This is a genomic window from Ancylobacter gelatini (assembly GCF_022601675.1).
Lineage (GTDB): Bacteria > Pseudomonadota > Alphaproteobacteria > Rhizobiales > Xanthobacteraceae > Ancylobacter > Ancylobacter gelatini.
On the sequence record NZ_JAKVIL010000006.1, the window covers coordinates 203437 to 228037 of the forward strand.

Genomic DNA, 24601 nt, shown 5'->3' on the forward strand with positions numbered 1-24601 from the left:
TTTCATGTCCGGCGTGGCTCAGCGGTCGCTATGCATCGGCTGTTTGCACTCCATGCCGACATAGCACTGCGACTGATCTTGCGTCTGGATCCAGGCCGGATAGGTCTCCTCGCCATAATCGCAATAGCGCTGGTCCGCGACATAGCGCTGATACACGTTCGGGCCGGTCGCGATCACCACGGCGCCCTGCTGCTGGACCATGGCGCGCGTGGCCGAACAGGTCATGTTCAGCGAGTTCGGCATGCCCTGGGCGAAGGCGGGAGCGGCGAGCAGGACGAAGGGAAGTGAAAGCAGTGCGGCACGCATGACAGGTCCTCGAAAACGCTTCGGTTGATGGGTGGGCGACGGCTTTTCAGCGAGGCGCCCACCGGCTGATGACATCAACTTACCATAGCCGACCTAGGGGAAGCTTCATTTGCGCGTGTCCGTTCCGCGCGGCGCGGGCCGAACGAACGAGGCCAGCGCCGCCGCCAGCGCGCCGCCGGCCAGCACCGCCACCACCAGTCGGATCGCCGAGAGCAACTCGGCCGGCGGGGCGAGGTGGGTCGAGGCGACGGGCGAGCCGCCCGCTCGCAACTGCCAGGACAGCAGCGCCGCCGCAACCGCGATGCCGAGGCTGGTGCCGATGTTCCGGGTGACGTTCATGACGCCGCCGGCCTCGCCGGTCTCGTCGCTGGTCGCGCTGCCCATGATGGCGTTGTTGTTGGGTGCAAAGAACAGCCCTTGTCCGACGCCGATCAGGGCGAGGGCGAGCGTGATCATCGCCACGCTGGCCTCGGGGCTCGCCAGAAGGCTGTGCAGCAGCATCAGCCCGGCCGCCGCCACCAGCATGCCGGCCGTGCACAAGGCGCGGTAGCCCATACGGTCCGACAGCGCGCCGCTGAGCGGGGCGAGCAAAGCGAGCGCAATCGGGATGGCGGTGAGGTAGAGCCCGGCGGCCAGCACATCCTGATGGAAGACGCGCTGATAGGCGAACGGCATCAGGAAGAAGAGCGCGAACAGAATGGCGTTGGCGAGCAGGCTCGCCGCGTTGCCGAGGCTGAAGGCCGGGCGCCGGAACAGCGCCAGCGACACCAGCGGCTCGCGCGTGCGGCCCTCATGCCAGACGAACAGGCCGAGAAGCAGGACCGCCGCGCCGGCGCTGGCGAGGATGGCCGGCGATGCCGGGCCCCAGGACCCGGCCTGGTTGACCGCCAGCATCAGCGCGCCGAGACCGGGCACCAGCAGCACCGCGCCGAAACCGTCGAACCGCCCCCGCCGTTCCGGCAGCGTGGTCACCGGCAGGACGAACCAGCTGATGGCCGCACCGATCAATCCGACCGGAACATTGACCCAGAACACCCAGCGCCAGTCCAGAGCGCTGAGGATGAGCCCGCCCAGTGTCGGCCCGGCGCACAGGCCGACCGCCTGCATCGCCGCCTGAATGCCCAGAGCCTTGCCGCGATTGGAATGGCTGGCGATCGAGACCACGATGGCGACGCTGTTCGCTGTGAGCATGGCCGAGCCGATCGACTGCAGGGCCCGCGCCGCGATAAGCGCTTCCAGCGAGGTCGCGAAGCCGCACAGGCCGGAGCCAAGCACGAACACCAGAAAGCCGAACGTGTACAGCAGCTTGCGGCCATAAAGATCCGCAAGGCGCCCGAACAGTGGCAGCGTGGCGGCCGCCGTCACCAGATAGACCACCGCTACCCAGCTCACGACATCGACGGAACTGTCGAAACTCGCCTCCAGTGCCGGCAGCACCAGTTGCGTGATGCTGGCATCCAGCTGGCCCATGAAGGCCCCGATGCAGACTGTACCGACCACGATCCAGACATAGGACGGGCGATTCGCGATGGCCGGAAGCGGTTCAGGCTCGCGAAACACGGCGGACTCCGGCTGAAGCGTGGGCGGCAAGATAGCGGGCCGGAAGTCTAGCGGGCGGGATCGGCGGTGGCCAGATGCGGCGTGGGAAGCGGCTAGCGCGCGTTCGGATTTGGCACGCTGCCGCGCTCGGCCTTCAGCCGGGCGATCTCGGCCCGAATCGGGCCAAACGGGCCGAAACGGTGCTGCGCCTGGGGAAAGCCGTCGGCATAGGGGCCGTAGGGCGTGTCGACCGGTTTCAGCAGCAGATCGGGGAAATCCGCGTCGAGATTCGCCATCGCCGGGCGCGGCTGGGCGAGCACATGGGCGGCGACATCCCAAGCCTCCTCCGGCGGCAGTGTCGGCAGCACCCAGGAGGTGCCGTTCGGCATGTTGTCATGGACGAAGTTCGCGAGCGTGATCAGGCGAGCGAGGCCGGCGCCGTCGTTGAAACTGTCGGGGCCCCAGAGCGGGGGAACGGCATAGCCCCGCTGCGGCAGCGCCTCGTTGCGGCGCACGCCGAGCCCGTCGCGGCGATGGCAATCCGCGCAATGCTGCTGATAGAGCGGCGCGCCGCGTGCCGGGTCGGCCGCGCGGGCGAGTTCCGGCATGTTGCCCGCACCACCCCCTGCAATCGCTTCATCGGCCGGGATATGGGCGGAGAGCACGTCGAGATAGGCAAGGATGGCCTGCATGGGCCGGGCATCGGCCGGCATGGGGCGCCCGTTCATGCTGCGCCTCATGCACTGGTTCACCCGGTCGAACAGCGAGGCGACCTCGCCGCTGCGCGTGCTGTAGGCCGGATAATCCGCCGAGGCGGCGACCAGCGGCAGGCCGAATTTCTTGAGCCCGGCGGCAAGATGGCAATTGGCGCAGGCGAGATTATTGCCGGCGTAGCGCGCCTGCGGGTCGCCGACGGCGGGGCCGACATGGGCATAGGTCGCTTCGATCACCGAGCGCCCGTAGCGCGCCAATCGGCCAAACGCGTCATCCGGCAGCTCGTCGAAGGCGGGAACATCCCAGACGACGACCTTTTCCGGAGCGTCCGACGCGATGGGCTGTGCAAGCAGCGTGAGCGGGAGAGCCAGAAGCGCGACGGCAAGGGCGAGGCTAGCCAATGTAAGCGCGGTGCTTGGAAGGCTGGCGCGGGAGCGGGTGGACATGAGGGGCGGTCCGCGCGAACGCATGCCTGCACGGGGCCGGATATCAGCGCGCCGTACCTCCCGGACCGGCGTCGCGGCGGTGCCGAGGGACCTGCATCATGCTTTGGAACGATTCAAGGCGCCATGCGGACATCGCGCGAATTATGGGGAGATTCCGGCATGGGAAGGGGAGCCGGCGCTGCGCGCCAAGGCTCCCGGATCTTTTCTGGTACAGCTGGGTGGGCTCGAACCACCGACCTCCGGTTCCACAGACCGGCGCTCTAACCAACTGAGCTACAGCTGCATGCCAGAACGGCGCGGAACCTACTCGGGGAGTTCACGCTTTGCAAGGCCGCCGCCGCGCGCAGATGCGGGTAGTGGAAAACATCCCCAGCGGCCGCCGCCAGCTCTGCGATTATGGCATGCTTCCTGTATGCAATGGGGCGAGGGACAACGCGTCCCGCCGGGTTCAGAGGAGCCGTGCGTGAGCGAAGTGATACCGACGGAAGGGCCGGATACGCGGCTCGCGACCCATCTCGACGCCACTCTCGACCTGCTGGCATTGCCGGTCGAGCCGGAACTGCGCGAGCGGGTGCTCATGCACTTCACCATTGCCGCGCAAATGGGCGATCTGGTGATGAGCTTCCCGATGTCCGACGAGGCGGAGCCCGCTCCGGTCTATGTGCCATGAGCGCGGACACAACCAAGACGGACGCCGTCAGCCTCGATGCGAACGACCTTGCTGCCGGGCCGGCGCTGACGATCGCCGCCGCCGTGCGCGGTGGCGAGGTTTCGGCCCGCGCCATCGTCGAGGCAACGCTGGAGCGGATCGCGCAGGCTGATCCGCTGCTTACCGCCTTCACCCATGTCGCCTCCGAGCGCGCCCGCACCCGCGCCGACGCGCTGGACGCCGCCCGCGCGAAGGGCGAGGCGCTGGGCCCGCTGGCCGGCGTGCCCTTCGCGGTGAAGAACCTGTTCGACCTTGCGGGCGTCGTCACCGTCGCCGGCTCCAAGATCAATCGCGACCATGCCCCCGCCAGTCGCGACGCGGCGCTGGTGGAGCGGCTGGAGGCGGCCGGGGCGATCTGTGTGGGTGCGCTGAACATGGGCGAATATGCCTATGATTTCACCGGCGAAAACGCCCATGACGGCGATTCCCGCAATCCGCACGACCTCGCCCATATGTCCGGCGGCTCGTCCGGCGGTTCGGGGGCGGCGGTCGGCGGCAAGCTGGTGCCGCTCGCGCTTGGCTCGGATACCAATGGCTCGATCCGCGTGCCGTCCTCCTTCAGCGGCATTTTCGGGCTGAAGCCGACCTATGGCCGGCTCTCGCGCGCCCGCACCTTTCCTTTCGTCGCGAGCTTCGACCATCTCGGTCCGTTCGCCCGCAATGTCGCCGATCTGGCGAGCGCCTATGATGCGATGCTGGGCCATGACCGCGATGACGAGGCCATGCCCGACATCCCGGCAAGCCCGACCTTGCCGGAGCTGCCGCGCGGTGCCGACGGCCTGCGGGTGGCGGTGCTCGGAGGCTGGTTCGCGAAGGCGGGCATGCCGCAGGCCTTCGCGGCGGTGGCGCGCGCGGCGAAGGTGCTGGGCGCCGTCGATACGGTGGAACTGCCGGAGGTCGAGCGGGCGCGGGCCAGCGCCTTCATCATCTCCATGGCCGAAGGTTCGTCGCTGCACATCGACCGGCTGCGCGAGCGGGGACCGGATTTCGACCCGGCGGTGCGCGAGCGGCTGCTGGCGGGCGCGGCCTTGCCCGGACACTGGATCGTCAAGGCACAGAAGTTCCGCCGCTGGTTCCACGCCCGCGCGCTGGAGCTGTTCGCGCAGTATGACGTGCTGATTGCCCCGGCGACCCCGGTGCCGGCGCCGTTGAGCGGACAGAAGACCTTCGTGCTCGACGGCAAGGAGATGCTGGTGCGGCCGAATATCGGCATCTACACCCAGCCGATTTCCTTCATCGGCCTGCCGGTCGCCGCCGTGCCGATCCCGAGCGGGGACCCGCTCCCGATCGCGGTGCAGCTTATCGCGGCGCCGTGGCGGGAGGATATCGCCCTGCGGGCAGCCGCCGCGCTGGAGGCAGCAGGTATCGCCTATGCGCCCGAGCCGGTGCTCTGAGGGTGGTCAGTCGCGACGGAACACGAGGTTGCCGATGAAGCCGACCATCAACGCGCCGAGGGCGGTGACGATCCCGTAAAGCCAGGCGTGGTCCTGCGCGGCGGTCGCCACCGCCTGCTCGAAATCGACCTTCGCGACATCGAGCGTCGTGGCGCCGCGCTTCAGCATGTCGCCGTTCGCGAACAGCTTGACCACCACATCGTAGCGCCCGACCGGGGCGATGCCGGGCAGCGGGATGGCGGCTCGAAACACGCGCGGGGCAAGGAATTCCACAGCGTCGGTGCGCTCCAGATAGAGGCCCTGCGTCTGCTTCACCCGCAGGAAGGCCTGCCGGAACGGGTCGCCGGGCACGACGTCAGCGTAATCGGTGCCGAGGCGTTGCAGCAGGCGGTTCTGCGCGAAGCCGGCCTGTTCCTGCCGCAAGATGTCGGGTGCCGCGATCTGCGCTGGCGGCCGGTTGCTGAGCACGGCGAGATAGGAGGGGGCGGCGACGAAGGTGCGGCTGTCGCCATTGGTCCACAGGCCGAAGCGCCGTTCCTTGCGCCAGGTGACGAAGCTCTCATTGGGCCCGCGCGCCGATATCACCACGTCATAGGTCACATCGGTCGGCGCATCGGCGCCCGGCTCGATCACGCCGAACAGCACGATACTGTCGCCGGTGAAGCTGGAGGTGATGGTGACGCGCGGCTTGGAAAGCGACAGGACAAGCTCGGTCGCGCCCGCCGGGCCGGCGGCAAGCAGCAGCGCGAGGACGAGCAGGCGGGCGAGGGGGGCGATCATCGCGCGCCCTCGTTGATGGTGACGGCATAGAGATCCGCCGGGCGGGCGATCTGGTCGACCGCGACGCGGATGCCGACGGCGAGCACCAGAAGGCCGAGCAGCAGGCGCAGATTCTCCGCCTTCATCGACTGCCCGGCCCGCGCGCCGAACTGCGCCCCGATGGTGCCGCCGATCATCAGCACCAAACCGAGCACCGCATCCACGGTCTGGTTGAGCACGGCGTGCATCACGATGGCGGCGACCATGGTGACGAGGGTGAGCAGCAGCGAGGTGGCGACCGAGGTCAGCGTTGGCACGCGCAGCAGATAGATCAGCGCCGGCACCAGGATGAAGCCGCCGCCAATACCCATCAGCGCGCCGAGAAAGCCGATAGCAAAGCCGATCGTCACCACGGGGATGATCGAGACATAGATGCGCGACTGGCGGAAGCGCATCTTGAACGGCATGCGCAGGAACCACGGATGCGCCCCCGGCCGCCGCACCTGCACGGCCTGCCCGCGCCAGTTGCGGATGAGCGCGCGCAGGCTCTCGATCACCATCAGCGAGCCGATGGCGCCGAGCAGCGTGATGTAGGAAACCGCGATCACCAGATCGAGCTGGCCGTAGCGGCGCAGCACCATGAACACGACCACGCCGGCCAATGTGCCGGTGAGGCCTCCCGAGAGCAGGACGAGGCCGAGCTGGACGTCCACCAGTTTGCGCCGGAGATAGTTCAGCGTGCCGGAAAAGGACGAGGCCGCCATGTGGGTGGACACGCTGGCCACCGCCACGGCCGGGGAGACGCCGAGAAAGATCAGCAGCGGCGTCATGAGGAAGCCGCCGCCGACCCCGAACATGCCGGAGATGAACCCGACGGCGATGCCGAGCGCCAGGAGGGTGAAGATGTTCACCGGAAGTTCGGCGATCGGCAGATAGATCGTCACGCCAGATGATTCCCGTCCGCAGGGGATAGATGCCCCCGCTTAGCAGGATTTCGCTAACAGGGCATGATTGCGCGTCACGCGTCGACCGATCCGCAGGGCTGGCTGGCGGGCTCTGGTATTAGGAATAAGGTGTGAAATTATAACGTATGGTGCGTTCCTCGGAGTAGCATTGTACTATGGCGAGCAATCGCAAAATTTTTCAAATACATATCATGTATTCGTTAGATAGGTCATTGAAACTGACTTAACGTAAATTTCCATCGTGCTAGCGTGCCGCCCGTTAACGAGCCCGTTCGAGGTTCGAGTTCTGGGAGGACTACATGATCAATAACCGGCGCCGCGCGCGAGCGGCCAGCAAGTCGCGCGCGTCCATATTGCTCGCATCCACGATGTTCGCGGGAGCCCTGTTGGCCGGTACGGCCGCCACGGGGCCGGCTCTCGCGCAGTCCACGGAAAACCTGAACAAGCTTTCCAATTTCCAGGCGACCGACACGCCGCTGGAAATGGTGACCGTGCCGCAGGGCGGGCCGCGTGCCGCCGCCCTGAACAAGACCCTTTCCGGCATCAAGCTGCCCGACGGCTTCAAGATCGCGCTCTACGCCATCGTGCCGGATGCGCGCGAGATGGCGGTGGGGCCGACCACCGGCGTGGTGTTCGTCGGCACCCGCAAGACCAAGGTCTGGGCCGTGACCGACCGCGACAAGGATCGGGTCGCCGACGAGGTGAAGCCGTTCGCGCCCTCGATCCAGATGAAGCTGCCGCATGGCGTCTGCTTCTCGAAGGACGGCTTCCTCTTCGTCGCGGAACAGAACCGCGTGCTGCTGTTCCCGGCCGCGGAGTTCTTCTATGAGGGGCCGGACGTCGCGGCCTTCGAGGTGGTGAAGCAGGGTGAACTCATTCCCAAGGAAGAGGAATCCTACAACCACACCGCGCGCGTCTGCCGCATCGGGCCGGACGACAAGCTCTACATCACGCTCGGCCAGCCCTTCAACGTGTTCGCGCCGGAGAAATACGACCTCTACAAGAAATGGGGCATTGGCGGCATCGTGCAGATGGACCGCGATGGCAAGAACCGGAATGTCTATTCTTGGGGCGTGCGCAACTCGGTCGGCATGGACTTCAACCCGAAGGACAAGACCCTGTGGTTTACCGACAACCAGGTCGACGGCATGGGTGACGACATCCCGCCCGGCGAACTGAACCGCGCGGTGAAGGTCGGCCAGACCTTCGGCTTCCCCTATTATGGCGGCGGCTCGGTGCGCACGGCCGAGTACAAGGACAAGACCCCGCCGGCGGATTCGGTGAAGCCGGAAGTCGAGATGGTGGCCCATGCCGCCGATCTCGGCATGACGTTCTACACCGGCAACCAGTTCCCGGCGAAGTACAAGGGCGGCATCTTCTCGGTGCAGCACGGCTCGTGGAACCGCACGACCCCGGTCGGTGCGCGGGTGATGTTCACCACGCTGAACGAGGACGGCACGGCGGCCAAGAGCGAGCCTTTCGCGGAAGGCTGGCTGAAGAACGGCGAGTATCTCGGGCGGCCCGCCTCGGTGGCGCAGCTCAATGACGGCTCGCTGCTGGTCGCCGACGATACGTCGGGTGCGATTTACCGCATTTCCTACGGCGAGTGATCAAACCGACCGCCCCGCGGCCGCATGAGGGGCCGCGGGGCGGAGTATTTCCTCGTTCTGACCTACGCCGGGAAACCTTTATGACGCGACTTTATGCCGTGCCGCTCGCGGCGGTATCGATCATGCTCTGCGCGCCCGTCCAGGCGCAGGATGCCCGGGCCGGGCGGACGATGGCTTCCGCCCAATGCGCCGTGTGCCACGGCACCAACGGGATGTCGCAGCATCCCGAGGCGCCCAATCTCGCCGGGCAGGTCGAGATGTATCTCGCCAAGGCGCTGGAGGAGTTCCGCTCCGGCAAGCGCAGCAACGAGATGATGACGGTGGTGGTGAAGGATCTGAGCGATTCCGATATCGCCAACCTCGCCGCCTGGTACGCCTCGATCGAGATTACCGTTCAGACGCCGCCATAGGCCCGCGCGAGGCCCGCTGCCGGGCGGCGAACTGCGCTTCCAGCGTCTTGAGCAGCGCTGCCATGCCGTGCGCCATCCGGGCGCGGGGCAGGGCGGAGCGTGGCGAGGGGATGTGCACGAAGATGGCGAGCCGGCCGGAATCGCGCGCCGCCCAGCCATAGGCCTCGAAGGCGAGCGCGTTGCAGATATAGCGACCGGCATCGCGCGAGACCCGCGCCGGAAGGCCGGCCTGCCGCAGCGCGTGGACCAGCGGCACCGGCGCTGCCGCGCAGGCGATCTCGCGCGGGCCGAAGCGCCGCAGCGCGCGGCTGGCGGGCCGACGACGCCGTACGTCCGGGAAGCCGCCGGCGTGATTGACCGCGCGGGTCTCGACGCACAGCGCGCGCCGGCGCGCGGCGAGGCCGATCATCAGCACGATGTCCGGCTGGCGGCGCTCCAGCTCCTCGCCGAAGCCCCGCGCTTGCGCCCATGTGGTGGGAAGCACCAGAAGCTCGCGCGCACTCTTGCCCGGCCGAACCAGCAGACGCGCGAGGGCGGCGGACGGATTGACCGGCGCGCCGGGGAAGGGGCCGAAGCCGGTGATGAGGATGCGCGGCCCGATCGCGTCCATCGCAGGCTGCGCGGCAGCTAGGCGGCGGAGGTGCGCGAGGCAGAGGTGCGGGAGGCGATGGCGTTGCCGAGCGCCGCCTGAAGCTCCGCGAGTTGGAATGGCTTGCTCAGCAGCGGCTGGCTGCGCCATTCCTCGATGATCGAGCCGTCATTATAGCCGGTTGAGAATACCAGCGGGATGCCCCACCCGGTCACGGCCTGGGCGATCTCGTAGCTGTGCATGCCGCCGAGATTGATGTCGAGCAGGGCGATGTCGATCTGTTCGTGGCTGGAGCCGACGAAATCCAGCGCTTCATCGATGCGCCGGGCGCTGCCGATCACCTGGCCGCCGAGTTCCTCGACCATGGCCTCGATCATCAGGGCCACCAGCGACTCGTCCTCGACGATGAAGATGCGCGCGCCATTCAGCGGGTTCGGAATTGTCATCGTGTCGCCATTCCCTTCTCCGGCGTGGTCGCCGGATGAGTGGTGGATAGATCCGACACAAGCCGGGGGAGGGCGCGGTGAATTCCTGCCTACCAGAAGTTTGCACAACTATACGGTCGAACTACGGCGAGTGCGGCATTTTGGTCTCAGAGTCCCAGCAGCCGAGCGATTTCCGCCGCGCCGCGCGTGGGCGCCAGCCGGCCGTCGGCCACCGCCCGCTCGATCTCCGGCACCCGGGCACGCAGGGCGGCGTCGCCGTGCATGCGGGCGCGCAGCCGCTCGTCGAACAGGGTCCACATCCATTTCACCTGCTGGGCCTGCCGCTTGGCGTCGAACGCGCCTGCTGCCCGCGCCCGCTCGCCATGTAGCAGCACCTGCCCCCAGAGCGCGGCAATGCCCTCGCCGGTGAGGCCCGAATAGGTGAGCACCGGCACCTGCCAATGTGCCTCGCGTCCGCCCAGCACATGGAGCGCGGCGCGATATTCGCTCGCCGCCGCCCGCGCGCGGAGCGCGTTCTCGCCATCCGCCTTGTTGACCGCGACGATATCGGCGAGCTCGATGATGCCCTTCTTGATGCCCTGAAGCTCGTCGCCGGCGCCCGGCAGCATCAGCACCAGGAAGGTGTCGGTCATGTCCGCGACCGCGGTCTCGGACTGGCCGACGCCGACCGTCTCCACCAGCACCACGTCATAGCCGGCGGCCTCGCACAGCAGCAGGGTCTCGCGCGTGCGCGCCGCGACGCCGCCAAGCGTGCCGGCGGACGGGGAGGGGCGCACGAAGGCGCGCTCATCCATGGACAGCCGCGCCATGCGGGTCTTGTCGCCGAGGATCGAGCCGCCGGTGCGGGTGGAGGAGGGGTCGACCGCCAGCACCGCCACCCGGTGGCCCTCGCCCAGCAGATAGGCGCCGAGCGCATCGATGCTGGTCGACTTGCCGACGCCGGGAACCCCGGTGATGCCGACCCGCGTGGCACGGCCAGTTTCCGACAGCAGCAGCTGCAGCAGTTGCTCGGCCAGCGCGCGGTGGCTCTCCTTGCGCGATTCCACCAGCGTGATGGCGCGCGCCAGCATGGCGCGGCTGCCTCCGCGCACGCCGTCGGCAAGCTGTTCGGGCGTGGGAAGGAGGGTGCTCTGGATCAAAAGCCGGACCTGCGCGTTATCCCGGCAATGCTAGCAGCCGGATATTCGCCTGACGAGGCGAGGCTGACACCATTCCCCCAACATCAGGAGAACAGCGATGAACTGGGATCGGATCGAAGGAAACTGGAAGCAGGTCAAGGGCCAGGTGCGCCAGCAGTGGGGCAAGCTGACCGATGACGACCTCGACCGCCTGCACGGCAAGCGCGAGGAACTCGAAGGCGTCCTGCAGGAGCGCTATGGCATCGCCAAGGACGAAGCCAAGCGGCAGGTCGACGACTGGGGCAGCCGCTTCCGCATGTGACGCGGCCTCGCCACGGCACCAGCGAACGACGTCATGGCCGGGCTTGTCCCGGCCATTCGCGTTGTCAGCGCCCGTGCGCGAAATCCCAGTACAGTTCGCGGGCCTTGCGGAACACCGGGCCGGGCTGGAGGTCGCGGTCCTCGACGCGGGTGATCGGGGCGACCTTGGAATAATTGCCGGTGGTGAACACCTCGTCCGCGCCTTTGAAGTCGTCCCACTTCAGCGCCATTTCGCGCACCTCGATGCCGGCCTCGCGCATCAGCCCGATGCTGCGCAGACGGGTGACGCCCGCGAGGAAGGTGCCGTTGATCGCCGGCGTGAAGGCGACGCCGTCCTTGACCATGAACACGTTGGCGGTGGCCAGCTCGGCGACATTGCCCAGGAAATCGCACAGGGCGGCATTGTCGAAGCCGCGCTTGTGGGCCTCGACCAGCGCGCGGCCATTATTGGGATAGAGCGCGCCGGCCTTGGCGTCGGTCACCGCACATTCGATGGTCGGGCGGCGGAACGGGGAGAGCGTGATCGAGGTGCCGCGCCCCGGCTCCGGCATCGGCGCCTCGTAGAGGCTGAGACACCAGCGGGTGGACTCCGGGTCGGCGTCGACCGTGCGCGCGCCCGGGCTCTCCGCCCAGTACATCGGGCGGATATAGAGCGCGGTCTCGGGCGCGAACTTCTTCGCGCCTTCCCACGCCAGTTCGATCCACCTTTCCACCGGCACAACGGCCTTGAGCCCCATGGCGACGGCCGAGCGGTTCACGCGGGCGGCGTGGAGATCGATGTCCGGCATCACGCCTTCGAAATAGCGCGCGCCGTCGAACACCGAGGTGCCGAGCCAGGCGGCGTGGGTGCGCACGCCCATGATGGCGACATTGCCCTCCTGCCATTCGCCGTCGAGAAAGGTCCAGGTCTGCGACCAGTTGCTCATGATGTTGTCCTCACGCCGCCAGCGCGGCGAGTATGCGCACCCAGCTGCGGATGCCTTTGTGGAACGAGGCGAGATCGTATTTCTCGTTCGGGGAGTGAATGCGGTCGTCATCCTGCGCGAAGCCGACCAGCAGCGTGTCCTGCCCGAGCGTCTTCTTGAAATGGCCGACGATCGGGATCGAGCCGCCTTCACCGACGGTGACCGGCGCCTTGCCCCACTCGTCCGCCAGAGCCTGCGCCGCCTTGGCGAGGTCCGGGTTGTCGTGGGAGACCGCCACCGCGCGCGAACCCTCGCCGCCGAGGAACTCGACCTTGCAATCGGCCGGGAGACGGGAGCGCACATAGGCGCGCACGGCGTCGCGCACCTGCACGGGGTCCTGATCAGCGACGAGGCGGCAGGAAATCTTGGCGGTGGCGATGGACGGGATGACGGTCTTGGAGCCCTCGCCGAGATAGCCGCCCCACATGCCGTTGACCTCGAAAGTCGGGCGCGAGGAGATCATCTCGACCAGCGAGCGGTCCTGTTCGCCGATGGGATTGGCGAGGCCGATCGGGCCGAGGAAGTTCTCCGGCGTGAGGTCGAGCTTCGCCCATTCCGCCTTCACATGATCCGGCGGCTCGATCACGCCGTCGTAGAAGCCGGGAATGGTGATGCGCCCATCCGGCCCGTGGACCTCGCCGAGGATTTTCGCGAGGACATGCAGCGGGTTGGCGGCGGCGCCGCCGTAATAGCCCGAATGCAGGTCGCGATCGGCGCAGGTGATGACGATCTCGTCATGCATCAGCCCGCGCAGCGAGATGACGATGGAGGGCGTCTGCGGGTCCCACATGCCGGTGTCGCAGACGAGGGCGAGGTCGGCCTTGAGCGCGTCCCTGTTGGCGGCGAGGAAGGGTGGCAGGTTGCCGGAGCCGTTCTCCTCCTCGCCCTCGACCATGATGGTCACGTCCACCGGCAGCGTGCCGGCGACCTTGAGATAGGCCCGGCAGGCCTCGACGAAGGTCATGACCTGACCCTTGTCGTCGGAGGAGCCGCGCGCGACGATCCGCTTTGTGCCGTCCGGCCCGTCGACGATCTTCGGCTCGAAAGGCGGGTTGTCCCACAGGTTCAGCGGGTCGACCGGCTGGACGTCGTAATGGCCGTAGAACATCACGCGCTTGGCCGCGCCCATCTCGGAGCGGCCGGTGACGATGGGGTGACCGGGCGTGTCGTTGAGCGTGCTCTTGAGGCCGAGCGAGGCGAGGTCGTCGACCAGCCACTGGCCGGCACGGCGGCACTCCTGCGCATAGGCGCGGTCCGTCGAGATCGACGGGATGCGCAGGAAGGCGAACAGACGCTCAAGGCTGGCGTCGAGATCGGCGTCCACCTGCGCGAGAACGCGGTCGAGATCGGTCATCGGAAGTGTCCTTTGTTCTTCAATTCTGTCTGCCGTCATCGCGGCGGCCGAAAGGCCATGTCCGGGACCGGCAGCACGATAAGCGGGCCCGGCCTCGCCCTTGCGACGGCCGGGATGCGTTGAAAAGGTGAGCGGAACTATCGTCGTCGCGCGCCGCCGAGCACATTGCGCAGAATGGCCTTGGTCACCTGATTGGTGACCTCGCGGGCGACCTGCCGGGTGACCTGCTCGCCCATGCTCATGCGCCCGCGCGAGGGCGTGCCGAAAATGCCGCCGAGCACGCTGCCCAGCAGCCCGCCGCCGCCAGAATCGGCCTCCACCGGGGCCTTGTCGGGCCCGGGCTTGATCGTGCCGGCCGGCGGCGCTTCCTCTGCCGCGTTCGCCTCGGCGCGCTTGGTGAGGACCTCATAGGCCGACTCGCGGTCCAGCGTCTCGTCATAGATGCCCTTGAGCGGCGAGCGCTCGATAGCGAGCTTGCGCAGTTCCGGCGTCACCGGCCCGACGCGCCCGGCCGGCGGGGCGATCAGCGTGCGCTCCACCATGGAGGGCGTGCCGTTGCCCTCCAGCATGGAGATGAGCGCCTCGCCCTTGCCGAGCTCGGTGATAACCTGCGCCGTGTTCAGCTTCGGGTTGGGGCGGAAGGTGTCGGCGGCGGCCTTGACCGCCTTCTGGTCGCGCGGGGTGAAGGCGCGCAGCGCGTGCTGCACCCGGTTGCCGAGCTGGGCGAGCACGCTCTCCGGCACATCGAGCGGGTTCTGGGTGACGAAATAGACGCCGACGCCCTTGGAGCGGATGAGGCGCACGACCTGCTCGACCTTCTGCAGCAGGGCTTTGGGCGCCTCGTCGAACAGGAGATGCGCCTCGTCGAAGAAGAACACGATCTTCGGCTTGTCCGGGTCGCCGACCTCGGGAAGCTCCTCGAACAGTTCCGACAGCAGCCACAAAAGGAACGAGGCGTAGAGCTGGGGCGAACCCATCAGCTTGTCGGCCGCGAGAAGGTTGATGGTGCCGTAACCCGAGCGGCGGTCCACCCGCATCAGGTCGGAAATCTTCAGCGCCGGTTCGCCGAAGAACTTGTCGGCGCCCTGATTTTCCAGAACCAGCAGCGAACGCTGGATGGCGCCCACCGTCGCGGAGGAGACATTGCCATAGGTGGTGGTGAGCTTGGAGGCGTTCTCGGCCGTGAAGGCCAGCATGGCGCGCAGGTCCTTGAGGTCCAGCAGCAGCAGGCCCTGCTCGTCGGCGATGCGGAACACCACGTTCAGCACGCCTTCCTGCACGTCGTTGAGGCTCATCAGCCGTGCCAGCAGCAGCGGGCCCATTTCCGAGACCGTGGCGCGCACCGGGTGGCCCTGCTCGCCGAACAGGTCCCAGAACACCACGGGGAATTCGTCGGGCATGTATTCGACGCCGATTTCCTCGCAGCGCTTGAGGATCCAGTCCTGACCCTCGCCGGGCATGGAGACGCCGGACAGGTCGCCCTTGATGTCGGCGGCGAAGACGGGGACGCCGGCGCGCGAAAACCCCTCGGCCAGCGTCTGCAGAGTCACCGTCTTGCCAGTGCCGGTGGCGCCGGTGGCGAGGCCGTGGCGGTTGGCGAGCTTGAGGGTCAGATATTCCGGCTTTTCGGACAGACCGAGATAGATCTTGCCGTCGATATCCCCGGACATGCGCTTCTCCCGCGACCGTACTTCGTGTGCCTATAGAGCGCAGCCCGACCGGGTTCGGCAAGTCGCCTTGAGAGGAAGAACGGCGGGCCGGCGGAAACGCTTGCCTTCCACGCCGGTGCGGGCGATTGGAAGGGCGGTTTCTTCAAATACCGGTTCAGCCATGCCCGCGCTTTCCCCACCTCCGCACCGCCAGTTCGACGCGCGCGGCCGCACGCTCGACTATGCTGGGCGCACGCTGGTGATGGGCATTCTCAATGTGACCCCGGATTCGTTCTCCGATGGCGGGCGCAGCGCGGCGCTGGACGACGCGCTGATGAATGCCCGGCGGCTGGTGGCGGAGGGCGCGGATATCCTCGACATCGGCGGCGAATCGACGAGGCCCGGCCATACGCCGGTGCCGGCCGAGGAAGAGATGGCGCGCGTGCTGCCGGTGCTGGAGGCGCTGGCGGGCGATGAGGCGGTGAACGTGCCGATCTCGATCGACACCCAGAAGGCGCGGGTGGCGGAAGCGGCGCTGAAGCGCGGCGCGCATATCGTCAACGACATCTGGGGGCTGATGGGCGACCCGGAAATGGCCCCGGTCGCGGCCGCGCATGGGGCGGGCGTGGTGGCGATGCACAATCGCGCGGTGGTGGATGGCTCGGTCGACATCGTGGCCGACATGCTCGCCTTCTTCGAGCAGGCGCTGGAGCGCGCGGCCAAGGCCGGCATCCGGCCCGACCGCCTCAGCCTCGATCCCGGCATCGGCTTCGGCAAGACCTTCGAGCAGAATCTGAAGGCGCTGGCCAGCTTGGACGAAATCGGCCGGCTCGGCTTCCCGATCCTGCTCGGCACCTCGCGCAAATCGCTGATCGGCAAGGTGATCGACACCACGCCGGCGCAGCGCCTGCCGGGCACCATCGCCTCCAACGTCATCGGCATCATGGCCGGCTGCGCGATGATCCGGGTCCACGATGTTGCCGAGCATGTGCAGGCCGCGCGGGTGACGGAGGCGATCCGAAATGCTTCCTAAAGATCGGCCCGCTAAATCCTCGCCGCCCGACTTCTTCGTCCGCCGGCCGCGCCATGTGCACAAGCGCATCGCCTATCTGTGCCTCGGCTCCAATCTCGGCGACCGCGCCGGCACCATGGCCAAGGCGGTGGGGCTGATCGCGCGGATCGGGCTGAAGATCATCGCCCGCTCCTCGCTCTACGAGACCCCGCCCTGGGGGCCGGTGCCGCAGGGGCCCTATCTCAACCTCGTGGTGGCGGTGGAGACCGAACTCTCCGCGCGGGAGCTGCTCAACATGGCGCTCGGCGTCGAGCACGCCTTCGGGCGCGACCGCACCCGCGAGGTGCGCTTCGGGCCGCGCACCATTGATATCGACATCCTGCTCTATGGCGATGAGGTGATCGCCGAGCCCGACCTCGAAATCCCGCATCCGCGCATGATGGAGCGCGCCTTCGCGCTGATCCCGCTCAGCGAGCTGGCGCCGGATCTGGTGATCGGCGGCGTGAAGGTGACCGACGCGCTGGCGGGGCTCGACCGCTCAGGCATCGTCAAGCTCGACCCGCTCGACGGCGCCTGAAAACGCAGAAAGGCGGTGGATCGCTCCACCGCCTCTTGCGACCGCTTCAACTGAAAACACTCAGCGGCAGACTTCGACGTCCCGGTAGAAGGGGCGGCCGTAGCGGTCATAGAAGGTCTGGGGCTGGACCCAGCAGCGCGGCTGGTTGTTGTAGGCCGAGGCAGCGATACCGCCGAGCACCAGCCCGCCGATGACGCCGGCGGCGATGGCGGCGCCGTTATTGTTGCGGCGCGGGCCGTAATAGCCGCGCGGCGGCCCGCCCCAGCCACGGCCGTAACCGGGGCCGGGACCACCCCAGCCCGGACCGCCATAACCCGGCCCGCCCCAGCCGCCATGGCGACCGCCCGCTGCGGCGGGCAGGGCGGCGAGGGTGAGGCCGACACAGGCGAGGGCGGCAATCTTGGTAGCCTTTGCGAAGCGGATCATGATGTCCTCTGGGCGTTCGCGGTGCGCTCCGGCCGGAATGGCCGTCTGTGAAGGGGACGCTACGCTTGCCTGCGCGAACCCAAACTGAACCGGCTGTTGCAAAAGGTTCATCAAACTGAACGAATGGCTGTGCCCTTATTCATCGCCTGTTCATTCCCATCCATCGCGGAGCTTCACGATTGCCGGACTACGACAGCGAAGGCGTGATCTCGGCCTGGGCGTTCGACGGGCGGGGCGGGGCGCGGCGCCTGAATTGGGACGAGGTTCGCGCCGGGTGCCGGGCCGATGACGGGTCCTTCGTCTGGATCAGCCTGCAACTTCTGGAACGGCGCCGGCAGCCCTGGCTCCAGGCCGACCCCGCCATCGAGCCGGGCATCGCGGAATCGCTCACCGCCGAGGAGACGCGCCCGCGCTGCCTGCTGTTCGACAGCGGCGCGTTCCTGAACCTGCGCGGCATCAACCTGATGCCCTATTCGCTGCCCGACGAGATGCACTCGATCCGCTTCTGGGTCGAGCCGACGCGCATCATCTCGGTGCGGACCCACGCGCTGTCGGCGGTGGCGGATTTCGAGGATGCGCTCGCGCGCGGGCGGGCGCCGCGCACGCCGGGCGAATTCATCGCCGACCTGTCGCTGCGCCTCGTCGACCGCATGGACACGGTGATCACCACGCTGGCGGAGCAGGCGGACGAGCTGGAGGAGAACGTCTTCAACATGACGCTGTCCACACTCAGCCCGAAGGTCGCCGAGTTGCGGCGCGTTGCCATCATCCTGCGCCGCTACATCGCCCCGCAGCGGGAGGCGCTCAACCATTTCTCGATCGAGGATGCCGCCTGGCTGACCGGGCGCGACCGCAACCGCCTGCGCGAGGCGGCGGACCGGGTGACGCGCTTCGCCGAGGAACTGGATTCGGTGCGCGACCGCGCGGCGGTGATCTACGACCAGATGGTGGAACGGCGCGCCGAGCAGATGAACCGCTCCATGCTCATTCTCGCCGTGGTGACCGTGGTGTTCGCCCCGCTGACGCTGATGACCGGGCTGATGGGCATGAATGTGGGCGGCATTCCCGGCTCCGACGATCCCGGCGGGTTCTGGACCGTGACGGTGCTCGCGACGCTCGCCGGGGTCGCCATGGCCGTCGGGCTGTTCCGCTGGGCGCGCTGGATCTGAACGCGATGGCACGGTGGCCCTTGCCGGCGTAGAATGGCGCGCCGGCGGTGGCCGGCGGGAGTTCGATCATGCGCGTGAGCACAGTGCTTGCCGCCGGCCTGCTGGCGGCCGGGCTCGGAGGGGCGGCGGAAGCCTACGAATTCACCGGGACCTTTCCCGGTGGCGACTGCACCGCGATGGCGCGGAGCATCCCGCCCTCGAAGCTATGGTACGGGCATTTCACCGGCCAGCGCCAATGGGGCCTCAATCTCAACCGTCTCGACACGCGCACCGTCTCGGGATGCTTCCGCACGCGCGCGGAGTGCGACAACTGGCTTTATCAGTGGCGCTCGGCGTTCCAGTACAATTTCTGGAACGATTACTGCGTGTTGAGCGACCAGCCGCGCCCGCGCCGGCCTTATGCCGGCTGAGTGACGGACGGCAGATCTTCCCAAACGGCAATCATGTCCAGCTGACGCCGCGTGTTCGCTGGGATAGGGGCGGATAGGCGCCGCCCAAGTCGCCGCGACCGGCTCGGGCGGTCACGCGCCGCGCATTGCTTAGGGCTTGGTACTGGAGTAACGTAACCGTGGGGGGATGTCCAAGAGGAAATCACCATGACGTCCAGTCTTTCACGTCGACTGACCGCGGAATTCTTCGGCACTTTCTGGCTAACCTTCGGGGGGTGCGGCTCTGCCGTGCTCGCGGCGGCTTTTCCTGAGCTGGGCATCGGCTTTCTCGGTGTCGCTTTCGCGTTCGGCCTCTCGGTTCTCACCATGGCCTATGCCGTCGGCCATATTTCCGGGGGACATTTCAATCCGGCGGTGACGGTGGGGCTGTGGTCCGCCGGGAGGTTTCCCGCCAGCGGTGTCCTGCCTTACGTCGTCGCGCAGGTGATCGCCGCCATCGCAGCGGCGGCCATGCTCTATGTCATCGCCTCCGGCCAGGCCGGCTGGACGCCGGGCGGCTTCGCCTCGAACGGCTATGGCGATCTGAGCCCGGGCAAGTACAGCCTCGGTTCGGCCTTCGCGATCGAAACGCTGCTGACGTTCTTCTTCCTGTTCATCATCATCGGCACCACCTCCAAGGGTGCTGCCGTGGGCTTTGCCGGCATTCCGATCGGTCTCGCGCTGGTGCTGATCCACCTCGTCTCGATCCCGGTGACCAACACATCGGTGAACCCGGCGCGCAGCACGGGGCCGGCGCTGTTCGCCGGGGGCGAATATGTCGGCCAGCTCTGGCTGTTCTGGGTGGCGCCGATTCTCGGAGCGGTCATTGCCGGCTTCGTGGCGCGCTGGCTGCACACTGAGGACTGATGCCCGCAAGGCCGGCGCCACCGGCCCTCGACCGACCGGGCAAAACAAAACCGCCGGCGCGAGGCGCCGGCGGTTTCGCAGGTTCGATGAAAGGGCTCAGACCGCCTTGGAATACAGCTCGGCCACGTAGTCCCAGTTCACGAGGTTCTCGACGAACGCCTTGAGGTAGTCCGGGCGACGGTTGCGGTAGTCGATGTAGTAGGAGTGCTCCCACACGTCGACGCCGAGGATCGGGGTGGCGCCGGTGACCAGCGGGCTTTCGCCATTCGCGGTCTTGGCGACGACGAGCTTGCCGTCCTTGACGGCGAGCCAGGCCCAGCCGGAGCCGAACTGGGTGGTGCCGGCCTGGATGAAGTCTTCCTTGAACTTCTCGACCGAGCCGAGGTCCTCGACGATCTTCTTCTCAAGCTCGCCCGGAATGGCGCCGCCGCCATTGGGCTTCATCCAGTTCCAGAAGTGCAGGTGGTTGTAGTGCTGGCCGGCATTGTTGAACAGGCCGGCGTTCTTGCCGAAGGAACCCTTGACGATCTCCTCCAGCGACTTGCCTTCCCACTCGGTGCCCTTCAGCAGATTGTTGCCGTTGTTCACGTAGGCGAGATGGTGCTTGTCGTGGTGGTATTCGAGCGTCTCGCGCGACATGTACGGCGCAAGTGCGTCATAGGAATAGGGCAGGTCGGGCAGCGAGAAGGACATTGAAGCTCTCCGCAAAATGAAATCCGGCCGGCCGCAGCGCGGCTTTCCCGACGGATGCGGGGAGCACCGCGCGGGATCGGCGTTGATTTAGATAGGTCGGTCTTGGCTCACCGACAACCAAAAGTGTCGCTTGCGACGAAATGACTGCCGATGGAGTGGGGAAAGTGCCGTTTCCGATCGTTGTCGCCCAAAGAATGCCGCTTCGATCGTGCAGGCGCACCGCAGAGCTTTCGTAAAGTCCGTGCTGGACGTAAAGTCGCGTAGAAAAAGCCGACGGCGAATCGGCTCGGCGGAGTTTCTTTATGGGTGCAGTCATCATCGGCGTCGGCGTTGCGGTTGCCGCCATCGGTATCGTCCTGGGCGCTATTGGGTTCGGTTCGTCCGAGACAACTTCCGGGGCCGCCCTGTTTACGGTCGGCAGTATTGTCTTCGTCGGCGGGTTGGTGCTTTTCGCGCTCGGCTTCATTCAGCGCGCGGTCGTTGATGTTGCCAACAAGCTGGACGGCGTGCTGCATTTCGAGCCCGACGAGGAACATCCCGATCATCTCGATGCCGACCATGCCGGTCTGGGCGGGCATGAGGAACGGCATATGGCCGCGCGCCTCGACGAGCCCGAGCCCGAACATAAGCCGGCGCCGACGATGCCGCCGCTGAGGCTCGACCCGCTTCCGCCGGCTCGTCCGGCGGCGCCCGAGCCCGAGCCGGCGCCCGCTCCTGTCAGCGCCCGTCGCCTTGAGCCCGAGCCGGCTCCCGCCGAGGAAAAGGCGGAGTCTGGTGGTCGTGGCCTGCCATCCTGGTTCCGCCGCAAGCCGGCTCCGGAACCTGAAGTCGAGACCAAGATCGAGATCGAGTCGGTCGTCGAGATCGACGAGCCCGAGCCTGCACCGGCTCCTACCCCCGCCCCGGTGCCTCCGCCGCTGAGTTCGGAGAGTCTGCGCCGCGAGGTGCCGTCCTTCCTGCGCGAGGGGCTGAACCGCCCCTCCGCCGAGCGCGCGTCCACCGAGCGGCCGGTGCCGCCGGCTTTCGGCGACGAGCCGTTCGAGCCGCGCGCGCCGCGTCCGCCGCTGCCGGAACGGCGCCCCTTCACGCCCTTCGCCTCCGCGCCGCCCCCCGCGCCCGAGCCGATGGTGGACGATACCCCTACCTTCCTGAACGTGTCCGATCTGCTCGATGAGCCGATCGATGAGGCCCCGGAGGAGCCGCCGATGACCCTGCTCAAGGCCGGCGTCATCGGGGGCATGGCCTACAAGCTGTATTCCGACGGCTCGATCGAGGCGGATCTGCCGGACGGCACGCTGCGCTTCGCCTCGTTGCAGGAGCTGCGCGACCACGTGGCCAACAGTTCCGCCAAGCCGGAAGGCTGAGGCGGCCGGACCCGAAAGGCCGCCACGCAGCCCGGCCGGAGACACGAAAAAGGGAGAGCGGGGCGATGGCCGCGCTCTCCCTTTTTCGTGGGCCCAGAGACGACGATCAGGCCGTGGCCGGTGCCGCCGTGAGCCGAGCCTGCGCCACCATCAGCGCGAAGGCATAGACCAGCGCGGTTTCCTCCAGCCGGTCGAAGCGACCGGCCGCGCCGCCATGGCCGGCTTCCATATTGGTCTTGAGCAGAAGCGGATTGGCATCCGTCTTCAGCTCGCGCAGCCGCGCCACCCATTTGGCCGGCTCCCAATAGGTCACGCGCGGATCGGTGAGGCCGGCGAGCGCGAACAGGGCCGGGTAGTCCTTCGCGGCCACATTGTCATAGGGCGAATAGGAGCGGATGCGCTCGAACGCCTCGCGATCGGCGATCGGGTTGCCCCATTCCGGCCATTCCGGCGGGGTGAGCGGCAGCGTGTCGTCGAGCATGGTGTTGAGCACGTCGACGAACGGCACTTCCGCCACGATGCCGGCGAACAGATCGGGCCGCAGATTGGCGACCGCGCCCATCAGCATGCCACCGGCCGAGCCGCCATGAGCGACGATGCGCGCGGGCGAGACGATGCGCTCCGCCACCAGATGCTCGGCCGCCGCGATGAAGTCGGTGAAGCTGTTGGTCTTGTGGGCGAGCTTGCCCTCGCGATACCAGCGCCAGCCTTTCTCCGTGCCGCCGCGAATATGGGCGATGGCATAGACGAAGCCGCGATCCACCAGCGACAGCCGCGAGGTGGAGAAGCCGGCCGGAATCGAGATGCCGTAGGCGCCATAGCCATAGAGCAGGCAGGGCGCGGAGCCGTCGAGCGGCGTATCCTTCGCGAACAGGAGCGACACCGGGACCATCTCGCCATCGGCCGCGGGGGCCAGCACGCGCCGGGTGACATAGCGGGCCGGATCATGGCCCGACGGCACGTCCTGACGCTTGCGCAGCACCCGCGCGCGGGTCGCGACGTCATAATCCCAGACCTCGGCGGGCGTGGTCATGGAGGAATAGTTGAAGCGGATGTCGGTCTTGTCGAACCCATAGCCGGGATCGAAGCCGAGCGAATAGGCGTCCTCGGCAAAGGCGATCTCGTGCTCGGCGCCGTCGGCGAGCGCGCGCACCACGATGCGCGGCAACCCGTCCTCGCGCTCAAGCCGCACCAGATGGTCGCGATAGACGCTGTGCGACAGGATGAGCCGGCCGGCGCGGTGGGGCACGAGGTCGCGCCAATGCGCACGGCCGGGCGTGGCAAGCGGGGCGAGGACGATCTTGAAGTCCTCGGCGCCATCGGCATTGGTCTCGATGACGAGGCTTTCCACGCCCGCGATCGCCGGATGATGCTCGACGCCGTAGCGCAGGCCGACCTCGCGCGGCTCGACCAGGCGCGGCGCCTGAAGCGGGGCGTCGAGGTCGATCAGGCTGATTTCGCTGGTCTCGTGGTCGCCGCAGGAAATCAGGCCGAAGCGGCCGGACTGCGTGCGGCCCAGCGAGACGAAGAAGCCCTTGTCCGGCTCCTCATAGATCAGCACATCGTCGCCCGGCGCCGTGCCGAGGCGGTGGCGGTAGACGAAGCTCGGCCGATGTTCCTCGTCGCGGCGGATGTAGTAGAGAAAAGCGCCGTCATTGCTCCAGAGCACGTCGCCCGTGGTTTCCGAAACCGTGTCGGCGAGGTCGGTACCGGCGGCGATGTCGCGCAGGCGCAGCGTGTAATATTCCGAGCCCGCCTCGTCCGCGCTCCAGGCCATCAGGGTCTGGTCCGGAGAGCGGCGGGCGTCGCCGAACTGGAAATAGGCCTTGCCCGCGGCGAGGGCGTCACCGTCGAGCACGATGGTTTCCTCGCCCTCGGCCCCGGCGGGGCGCCGGCAGATCAGCGGATGCTGGCCGCCCTCGCGGAAGCGGGTGAAGTAGTCGAAGGCGCCGTCCCGGGCGGGCACGGAGGAATCATCCTCCTTGATGCGCCCGCGCATCTCCGCGACCAGCGCCTTGCGCAGCTCGGCATGGGGCGCGAACCAGGCGTCGGTCGCCGCGTTCTCCGCCTCCAGATGGGCGCGGATATCGGGGGCGAGCAATGCGGGGTCGCGCATCACCTCGCGCCAGTTCTCCGCGCGCAGCCAGGCATAGGGATCGCTCAGCGTCTCGCCATGGAACACGCGCACCAGCGGGGCGTGAGTGGCTTCGTCCTTCACCTCGGCGCGGCTCACTTGGCGACCTCGCCGGCGTCCGGCGCGAAACTCATGGCGACGCCGTTCATGCAGTAGCGCAGACCTGTGGGGCGCGGGCCGTCCGGGAAGACATGGCCGAGATGGGCGTCGCAGCTGGCGCAACGCACCTCGACGCGGTGCATGCCATAGGAATGATCATGATATTCGGTGATGGCGTCGGCGCTGACCGGGCGGAAGAAGCTGGGCCAGCCGGTGCCGGATTCGAACTTGGCGTCCGAGCGGAACAGCGGCTCGCCGCAGCACACACAGGAATAGGTGCCGGCCTGCTTCTGCGAGAGGTGCGGCCCGCCGAACGCGCATTCCGTGCCATGGCCGCGCGTGACGCGATACTGCTCCGGCGTGAGCAAGGCACGCCATTCCGCGTCCGTCTTCACCACTTTGGGGCGACCGGGACGAGAGGCGGTATCCTGAATCATGGGAATGTTCCTTGATGTATGGCACCGAGATAGTGTCACGCGGCGGTCACTTCAAGCCTTGCGCGCGGTGCCGCGCCCATGCCGCGAGTGGTTTGGCGATG

27 protein-coding genes and 1 tRNA gene are annotated in these 24601 nt (G+C 67.5%); 11 read left to right on the plus strand and 17 right to left on the minus strand.

Translation table 11 applies throughout. The features are described from left to right. Window positions 1-18: 18 nt before the first annotated feature. From MKI84_RS12645 to MKI84_RS12660, 4 genes are all read right to left on the minus strand, one after another. Entirely contained in the window at window positions 19-306 is a 288-nt protein-coding gene (locus tag MKI84_RS12645; RefSeq protein WP_241619927.1) for a hypothetical protein, read from the minus strand. Window positions 307-411: 105 nt separating this feature from the next. Continuing rightward, on the minus strand, window positions 412-1866 hold the full coding sequence (locus MKI84_RS12650) for a DHA2 family efflux MFS transporter permease subunit (RefSeq protein ID WP_241619929.1): 1455 nt from the start codon (window positions 1864-1866) through the stop codon (window positions 412-414). Window positions 1867-1958: 92 nt separating this feature from the next. Then, entirely contained in the window at window positions 1959-3005 is a 1047-nt protein-coding gene (locus tag MKI84_RS12655; protein ID WP_241619930.1) for a c-type cytochrome, read from the minus strand. A gap of 206 nt (window positions 3006-3211) precedes the next feature. Continuing rightward, window positions 3212-3288: transfer RNA gene (locus MKI84_RS12660), tRNA-His, on the minus strand. Window positions 3289-3468: 180 nt separating this feature from the next. On the opposite strand from MKI84_RS12660, the gene MKI84_RS12665 reads away from it, so the two are divergent. Next, window positions 3469-3675: a DUF4089 domain-containing protein gene (locus MKI84_RS12665; RefSeq protein WP_241619932.1), complete on the plus strand. Its 207-nt coding sequence runs from the start codon at window positions 3469-3471 to the stop codon at window positions 3673-3675. Next, on the plus strand, window positions 3672-5108 hold the full coding sequence (locus MKI84_RS12670) for an AtzE family amidohydrolase (protein WP_241619934.1): 1437 nt from the start codon (window positions 3672-3674) through the stop codon (window positions 5106-5108). Before MKI84_RS12665 ends, MKI84_RS12670 begins: the two co-directional genes overlap by 4 nt. Window positions 5109-5114: 6 nt before the next feature. Here MKI84_RS12670 and MKI84_RS12675 read toward each other — a convergent pair whose 3' ends face one another. Then, window positions 5115-5888, minus strand: coding sequence for a TIGR02186 family protein (locus MKI84_RS12675; RefSeq protein ID WP_241619936.1), 774 nt, complete (start codon window positions 5886-5888; stop codon window positions 5115-5117). Beyond that, window positions 5885-6811 (minus strand): sulfite exporter TauE/SafE family protein, encoded by a 927-nt coding sequence (locus MKI84_RS12680; protein WP_241619937.1) that lies wholly within the window; start codon window positions 6809-6811, stop codon window positions 5885-5887. The genes MKI84_RS12675 and MKI84_RS12680 overlap by 4 nt, the downstream gene beginning before the upstream one ends. 320 nt (window positions 6812-7131) lie before the next feature. Here MKI84_RS12680 and MKI84_RS12685 point away from each other — a divergent pair, with 320 nt between their 5' ends. Continuing rightward, window positions 7132-8442 carry a PQQ-dependent sugar dehydrogenase gene (locus MKI84_RS12685; RefSeq protein ID WP_241619939.1) on the plus strand — a complete coding sequence of 437 codons (1311 nt, stop codon included), beginning with the start codon at window positions 7132-7134 and terminating at the stop codon, window positions 8440-8442. An 80-nt stretch (window positions 8443-8522) separates the two neighbouring features. Next, entirely contained in the window at window positions 8523-8852 is a 330-nt protein-coding gene (locus MKI84_RS12690) for a c-type cytochrome (protein ID WP_241619941.1), read from the plus strand. Here the strand turns inward: MKI84_RS12690 and MKI84_RS12695 are convergent. The 3 genes from MKI84_RS12695 to meaB all read right to left on the minus strand — a co-directional run bounded on the left by MKI84_RS12695 (window position 8830) and on the right by meaB (window position 11026). Beyond that, a complete protein-coding gene (locus tag MKI84_RS12695; RefSeq protein WP_241619943.1) occupies window positions 8830-9462 on the minus strand; it encodes a pyroglutamyl-peptidase I in 633 nt (210 codons plus the stop codon). The two genes, MKI84_RS12690 and MKI84_RS12695, sit on opposite strands and share 23 nt — an antisense overlap. Window positions 9463-9479: 17 nt before the next feature. Next, entirely contained in the window at window positions 9480-9887 is a 408-nt protein-coding gene (locus MKI84_RS12700; RefSeq protein ID WP_241619944.1) for a response regulator, read from the minus strand. A gap of 146 nt (window positions 9888-10033) precedes the next feature. Continuing rightward, window positions 10034-11026, minus strand: coding sequence for a methylmalonyl Co-A mutase-associated GTPase MeaB (gene meaB / locus MKI84_RS12705; protein ID WP_245404763.1), 993 nt, complete (start codon window positions 11024-11026; stop codon window positions 10034-10036). A gap of 97 nt (window positions 11027-11123) precedes the next feature. Between meaB and MKI84_RS12710 the strand changes: the two genes are divergently transcribed. Beyond that, window positions 11124-11327: a CsbD family protein gene (locus MKI84_RS12710; RefSeq protein ID WP_241619946.1), complete on the plus strand. Its 204-nt coding sequence runs from the start codon at window positions 11124-11126 to the stop codon at window positions 11325-11327. Between the two features lie 64 nt (window positions 11328-11391). Here the strand turns inward: MKI84_RS12710 and MKI84_RS12715 are convergent, their stop codons facing one another. From MKI84_RS12715 to MKI84_RS12725, 3 genes are all read right to left on the minus strand, one after another. Beyond that, window positions 11392-12252 carry a branched-chain amino acid aminotransferase gene (locus MKI84_RS12715; protein ID WP_241619948.1) on the minus strand — a complete coding sequence of 287 codons (861 nt, stop codon included), beginning with the start codon at window positions 12250-12252 and terminating at the stop codon, window positions 11392-11394. A gap of 10 nt (window positions 12253-12262) precedes the next feature. Next, window positions 12263-13645, minus strand: coding sequence for a M20/M25/M40 family metallo-hydrolase (locus MKI84_RS12720; protein WP_241619949.1), 1383 nt, complete (start codon window positions 13643-13645; stop codon window positions 12263-12265). Between the two features lie 137 nt (window positions 13646-13782). After that, entirely contained in the window at window positions 13783-15315 is a 1533-nt protein-coding gene (locus MKI84_RS12725; protein WP_241619951.1) for a helicase HerA-like domain-containing protein, read from the minus strand. A gap of 160 nt (window positions 15316-15475) precedes the next feature. Between MKI84_RS12725 and folP the strand changes: the two genes are divergently transcribed. Both folP and folK read left to right on the plus strand, forming a co-directional pair. Beyond that, window positions 15476-16327 carry a dihydropteroate synthase gene (folP, locus tag MKI84_RS12730; RefSeq protein ID WP_241619953.1) on the plus strand — a complete coding sequence of 284 codons (852 nt, stop codon included), beginning with the start codon at window positions 15476-15478 and terminating at the stop codon, window positions 16325-16327. Then, the gene (gene folK, locus MKI84_RS12735) at window positions 16317-16883 is read left to right on the plus strand and encodes a 2-amino-4-hydroxy-6-hydroxymethyldihydropteridine diphosphokinase (RefSeq protein ID WP_241619955.1); all 567 of its coding nucleotides are present in this window, start codon (window positions 16317-16319) and stop codon (window positions 16881-16883) included. Before folP ends, folK begins: the two co-directional genes overlap by 11 nt. A gap of 60 nt (window positions 16884-16943) precedes the next feature. On the opposite strand, the gene MKI84_RS12740 is transcribed toward folK, so the two are convergent. After that, complete coding sequence (locus MKI84_RS12740; RefSeq protein ID WP_241619957.1) at window positions 16944-17309, minus strand: hypothetical protein; 366 nt, start codon at window positions 17307-17309, stop codon at window positions 16944-16946. A gap of 179 nt (window positions 17310-17488) precedes the next feature. On the opposite strand from MKI84_RS12740, the gene MKI84_RS12745 reads away from it, so the two are divergent. The 3 genes from MKI84_RS12745 to aqpZ all read left to right on the plus strand — a co-directional run bounded on the left by MKI84_RS12745 (window position 17489) and on the right by aqpZ (window position 19773). Next, entirely contained in the window at window positions 17489-18478 is a 990-nt protein-coding gene (locus tag MKI84_RS12745; RefSeq protein WP_241619959.1) for a zinc transporter ZntB, read from the plus strand. Window positions 18479-18546: 68 nt separating this feature from the next. Next, window positions 18547-18888, plus strand: a complete 342-nt coding sequence (locus tag MKI84_RS12750; protein ID WP_241619961.1) for a hypothetical protein — start codon at window positions 18547-18549, stop codon at window positions 18886-18888. A 186-nt stretch (window positions 18889-19074) separates the two neighbouring features. Next, complete coding sequence (aqpZ, locus tag MKI84_RS12755) at window positions 19075-19773, plus strand: aquaporin Z (RefSeq protein ID WP_241619963.1); 699 nt, start codon at window positions 19075-19077, stop codon at window positions 19771-19773. A 96-nt stretch (window positions 19774-19869) separates the two neighbouring features. Here the strand turns inward: aqpZ and MKI84_RS12760 are convergent, their stop codons facing one another. Both MKI84_RS12760 and MKI84_RS12765 read right to left on the minus strand, forming a co-directional pair. After that, on the minus strand, window positions 19870-20466 hold the full coding sequence (locus tag MKI84_RS12760) for a superoxide dismutase (protein ID WP_241619965.1): 597 nt from the start codon (window positions 20464-20466) through the stop codon (window positions 19870-19872). A gap of 107 nt (window positions 20467-20573) precedes the next feature. After that, window positions 20574-21056, minus strand: coding sequence for a hypothetical protein (locus MKI84_RS12765; protein ID WP_241619966.1), 483 nt, complete (start codon window positions 21054-21056; stop codon window positions 20574-20576). Here MKI84_RS12765 and MKI84_RS12770 point away from each other — a divergent pair, their 5' ends adjacent. After that, a complete protein-coding gene (locus MKI84_RS12770) occupies window positions 21057-21830 on the plus strand; it encodes a hypothetical protein (protein ID WP_241619968.1) in 774 nt (257 codons plus the stop codon). A 106-nt stretch (window positions 21831-21936) separates the two neighbouring features. Here the strand turns inward: MKI84_RS12770 and MKI84_RS12775 are convergent, their stop codons facing one another. Together MKI84_RS12775 and msrB are read right to left on the minus strand one after the other, a co-directional pair. Continuing rightward, window positions 21937-24063, minus strand: coding sequence for a S9 family peptidase (locus tag MKI84_RS12775; RefSeq protein ID WP_241619970.1), 2127 nt, complete (start codon window positions 24061-24063; stop codon window positions 21937-21939). Continuing rightward, window positions 24060-24500: a peptide-methionine (R)-S-oxide reductase MsrB gene (gene msrB, locus MKI84_RS12780; RefSeq protein ID WP_241619972.1), complete on the minus strand. Its 441-nt coding sequence runs from the start codon at window positions 24498-24500 to the stop codon at window positions 24060-24062. The genes MKI84_RS12775 and msrB overlap by 4 nt, the downstream gene beginning before the upstream one ends. Window positions 24501-24601: the final 101 nt, after the last annotated feature.

Excerpts from the sequence above, each read along its gene's own strand:
- MKI84_RS12695 (WP_241619943.1), bottom strand. The coding sequence starts at position 9,462 with ATGGACGCGATCGGGCCGCGCATCCTCATCACCGGCTTCGGCCCCTTC.
- msrB (WP_241619972.1), bottom strand. The coding sequence starts at position 24,500 with ATGATTCAGGATACCGCCTCTCGTCCCGGTCGCCCCAAAGTGGTGAAG.
- MKI84_RS12700 (WP_241619944.1), bottom strand. The coding sequence starts at position 9,887 with ATGACAATTCCGAACCCGCTGAATGGCGCGCGCATCTTCATCGTCGAG.
- folP (WP_241619953.1), top strand. The coding sequence starts at position 15,476 with ATGCCCGCGCTTTCCCCACCTCCGCACCGCCAGTTCGACGCGCGCGGC.
- MKI84_RS12710 (WP_241619946.1), top strand. The coding sequence starts at position 11,124 with ATGAACTGGGATCGGATCGAAGGAAACTGGAAGCAGGTCAAGGGCCAG.
- MKI84_RS12750 (WP_241619961.1), top strand. The coding sequence starts at position 18,547 with ATGCGCGTGAGCACAGTGCTTGCCGCCGGCCTGCTGGCGGCCGGGCTC.
- MKI84_RS12655 (WP_241619930.1), bottom strand. The coding sequence starts at position 3,005 with ATGTCCACCCGCTCCCGCGCCAGCCTTCCAAGCACCGCGCTTACATTG.
- MKI84_RS12685 (WP_241619939.1), top strand. The coding sequence starts at position 7,132 with ATGATCAATAACCGGCGCCGCGCGCGAGCGGCCAGCAAGTCGCGCGCG.
- MKI84_RS12760 (WP_241619965.1), bottom strand. The coding sequence starts at position 20,466 with ATGTCCTTCTCGCTGCCCGACCTGCCCTATTCCTATGACGCACTTGCG.
- MKI84_RS12765 (WP_241619966.1), bottom strand. The coding sequence starts at position 21,056 with ATGCCGTTCCTCATGCCCGCCCAGACCGGCATGGTCGGCATCGAGATG.
- MKI84_RS12670 (WP_241619934.1), top strand. The coding sequence starts at position 3,672 with ATGAGCGCGGACACAACCAAGACGGACGCCGTCAGCCTCGATGCGAAC.
- MKI84_RS12675 (WP_241619936.1), bottom strand. The coding sequence starts at position 5,888 with ATGATCGCCCCCCTCGCCCGCCTGCTCGTCCTCGCGCTGCTGCTTGCC.
- MKI84_RS12740 (WP_241619957.1), bottom strand. The coding sequence starts at position 17,309 with ATGATCCGCTTCGCAAAGGCTACCAAGATTGCCGCCCTCGCCTGTGTC.
- MKI84_RS12645 (WP_241619927.1), bottom strand. The coding sequence starts at position 306 with ATGCGTGCCGCACTGCTTTCACTTCCCTTCGTCCTGCTCGCCGCTCCC.
- MKI84_RS12770 (WP_241619968.1), top strand. The coding sequence starts at position 21,057 with ATGGCCGCGCGCCTCGACGAGCCCGAGCCCGAACATAAGCCGGCGCCG.
- MKI84_RS12720 (WP_241619949.1), bottom strand. The coding sequence starts at position 13,645 with ATGACCGATCTCGACCGCGTTCTCGCGCAGGTGGACGCCGATCTCGAC.
- MKI84_RS12690 (WP_241619941.1), top strand. The coding sequence starts at position 8,523 with ATGACGCGACTTTATGCCGTGCCGCTCGCGGCGGTATCGATCATGCTC.
- MKI84_RS12725 (WP_241619951.1), bottom strand. The coding sequence starts at position 15,315 with ATGTCCGGGGATATCGACGGCAAGATCTATCTCGGTCTGTCCGAAAAG.
- folK (WP_241619955.1), top strand. The coding sequence starts at position 16,317 with ATGCTTCCTAAAGATCGGCCCGCTAAATCCTCGCCGCCCGACTTCTTC.
- aqpZ (WP_241619963.1), top strand. The coding sequence starts at position 19,075 with ATGACGTCCAGTCTTTCACGTCGACTGACCGCGGAATTCTTCGGCACT.
- MKI84_RS12715 (WP_241619948.1), bottom strand. The coding sequence starts at position 12,252 with ATGAGCAACTGGTCGCAGACCTGGACCTTTCTCGACGGCGAATGGCAG.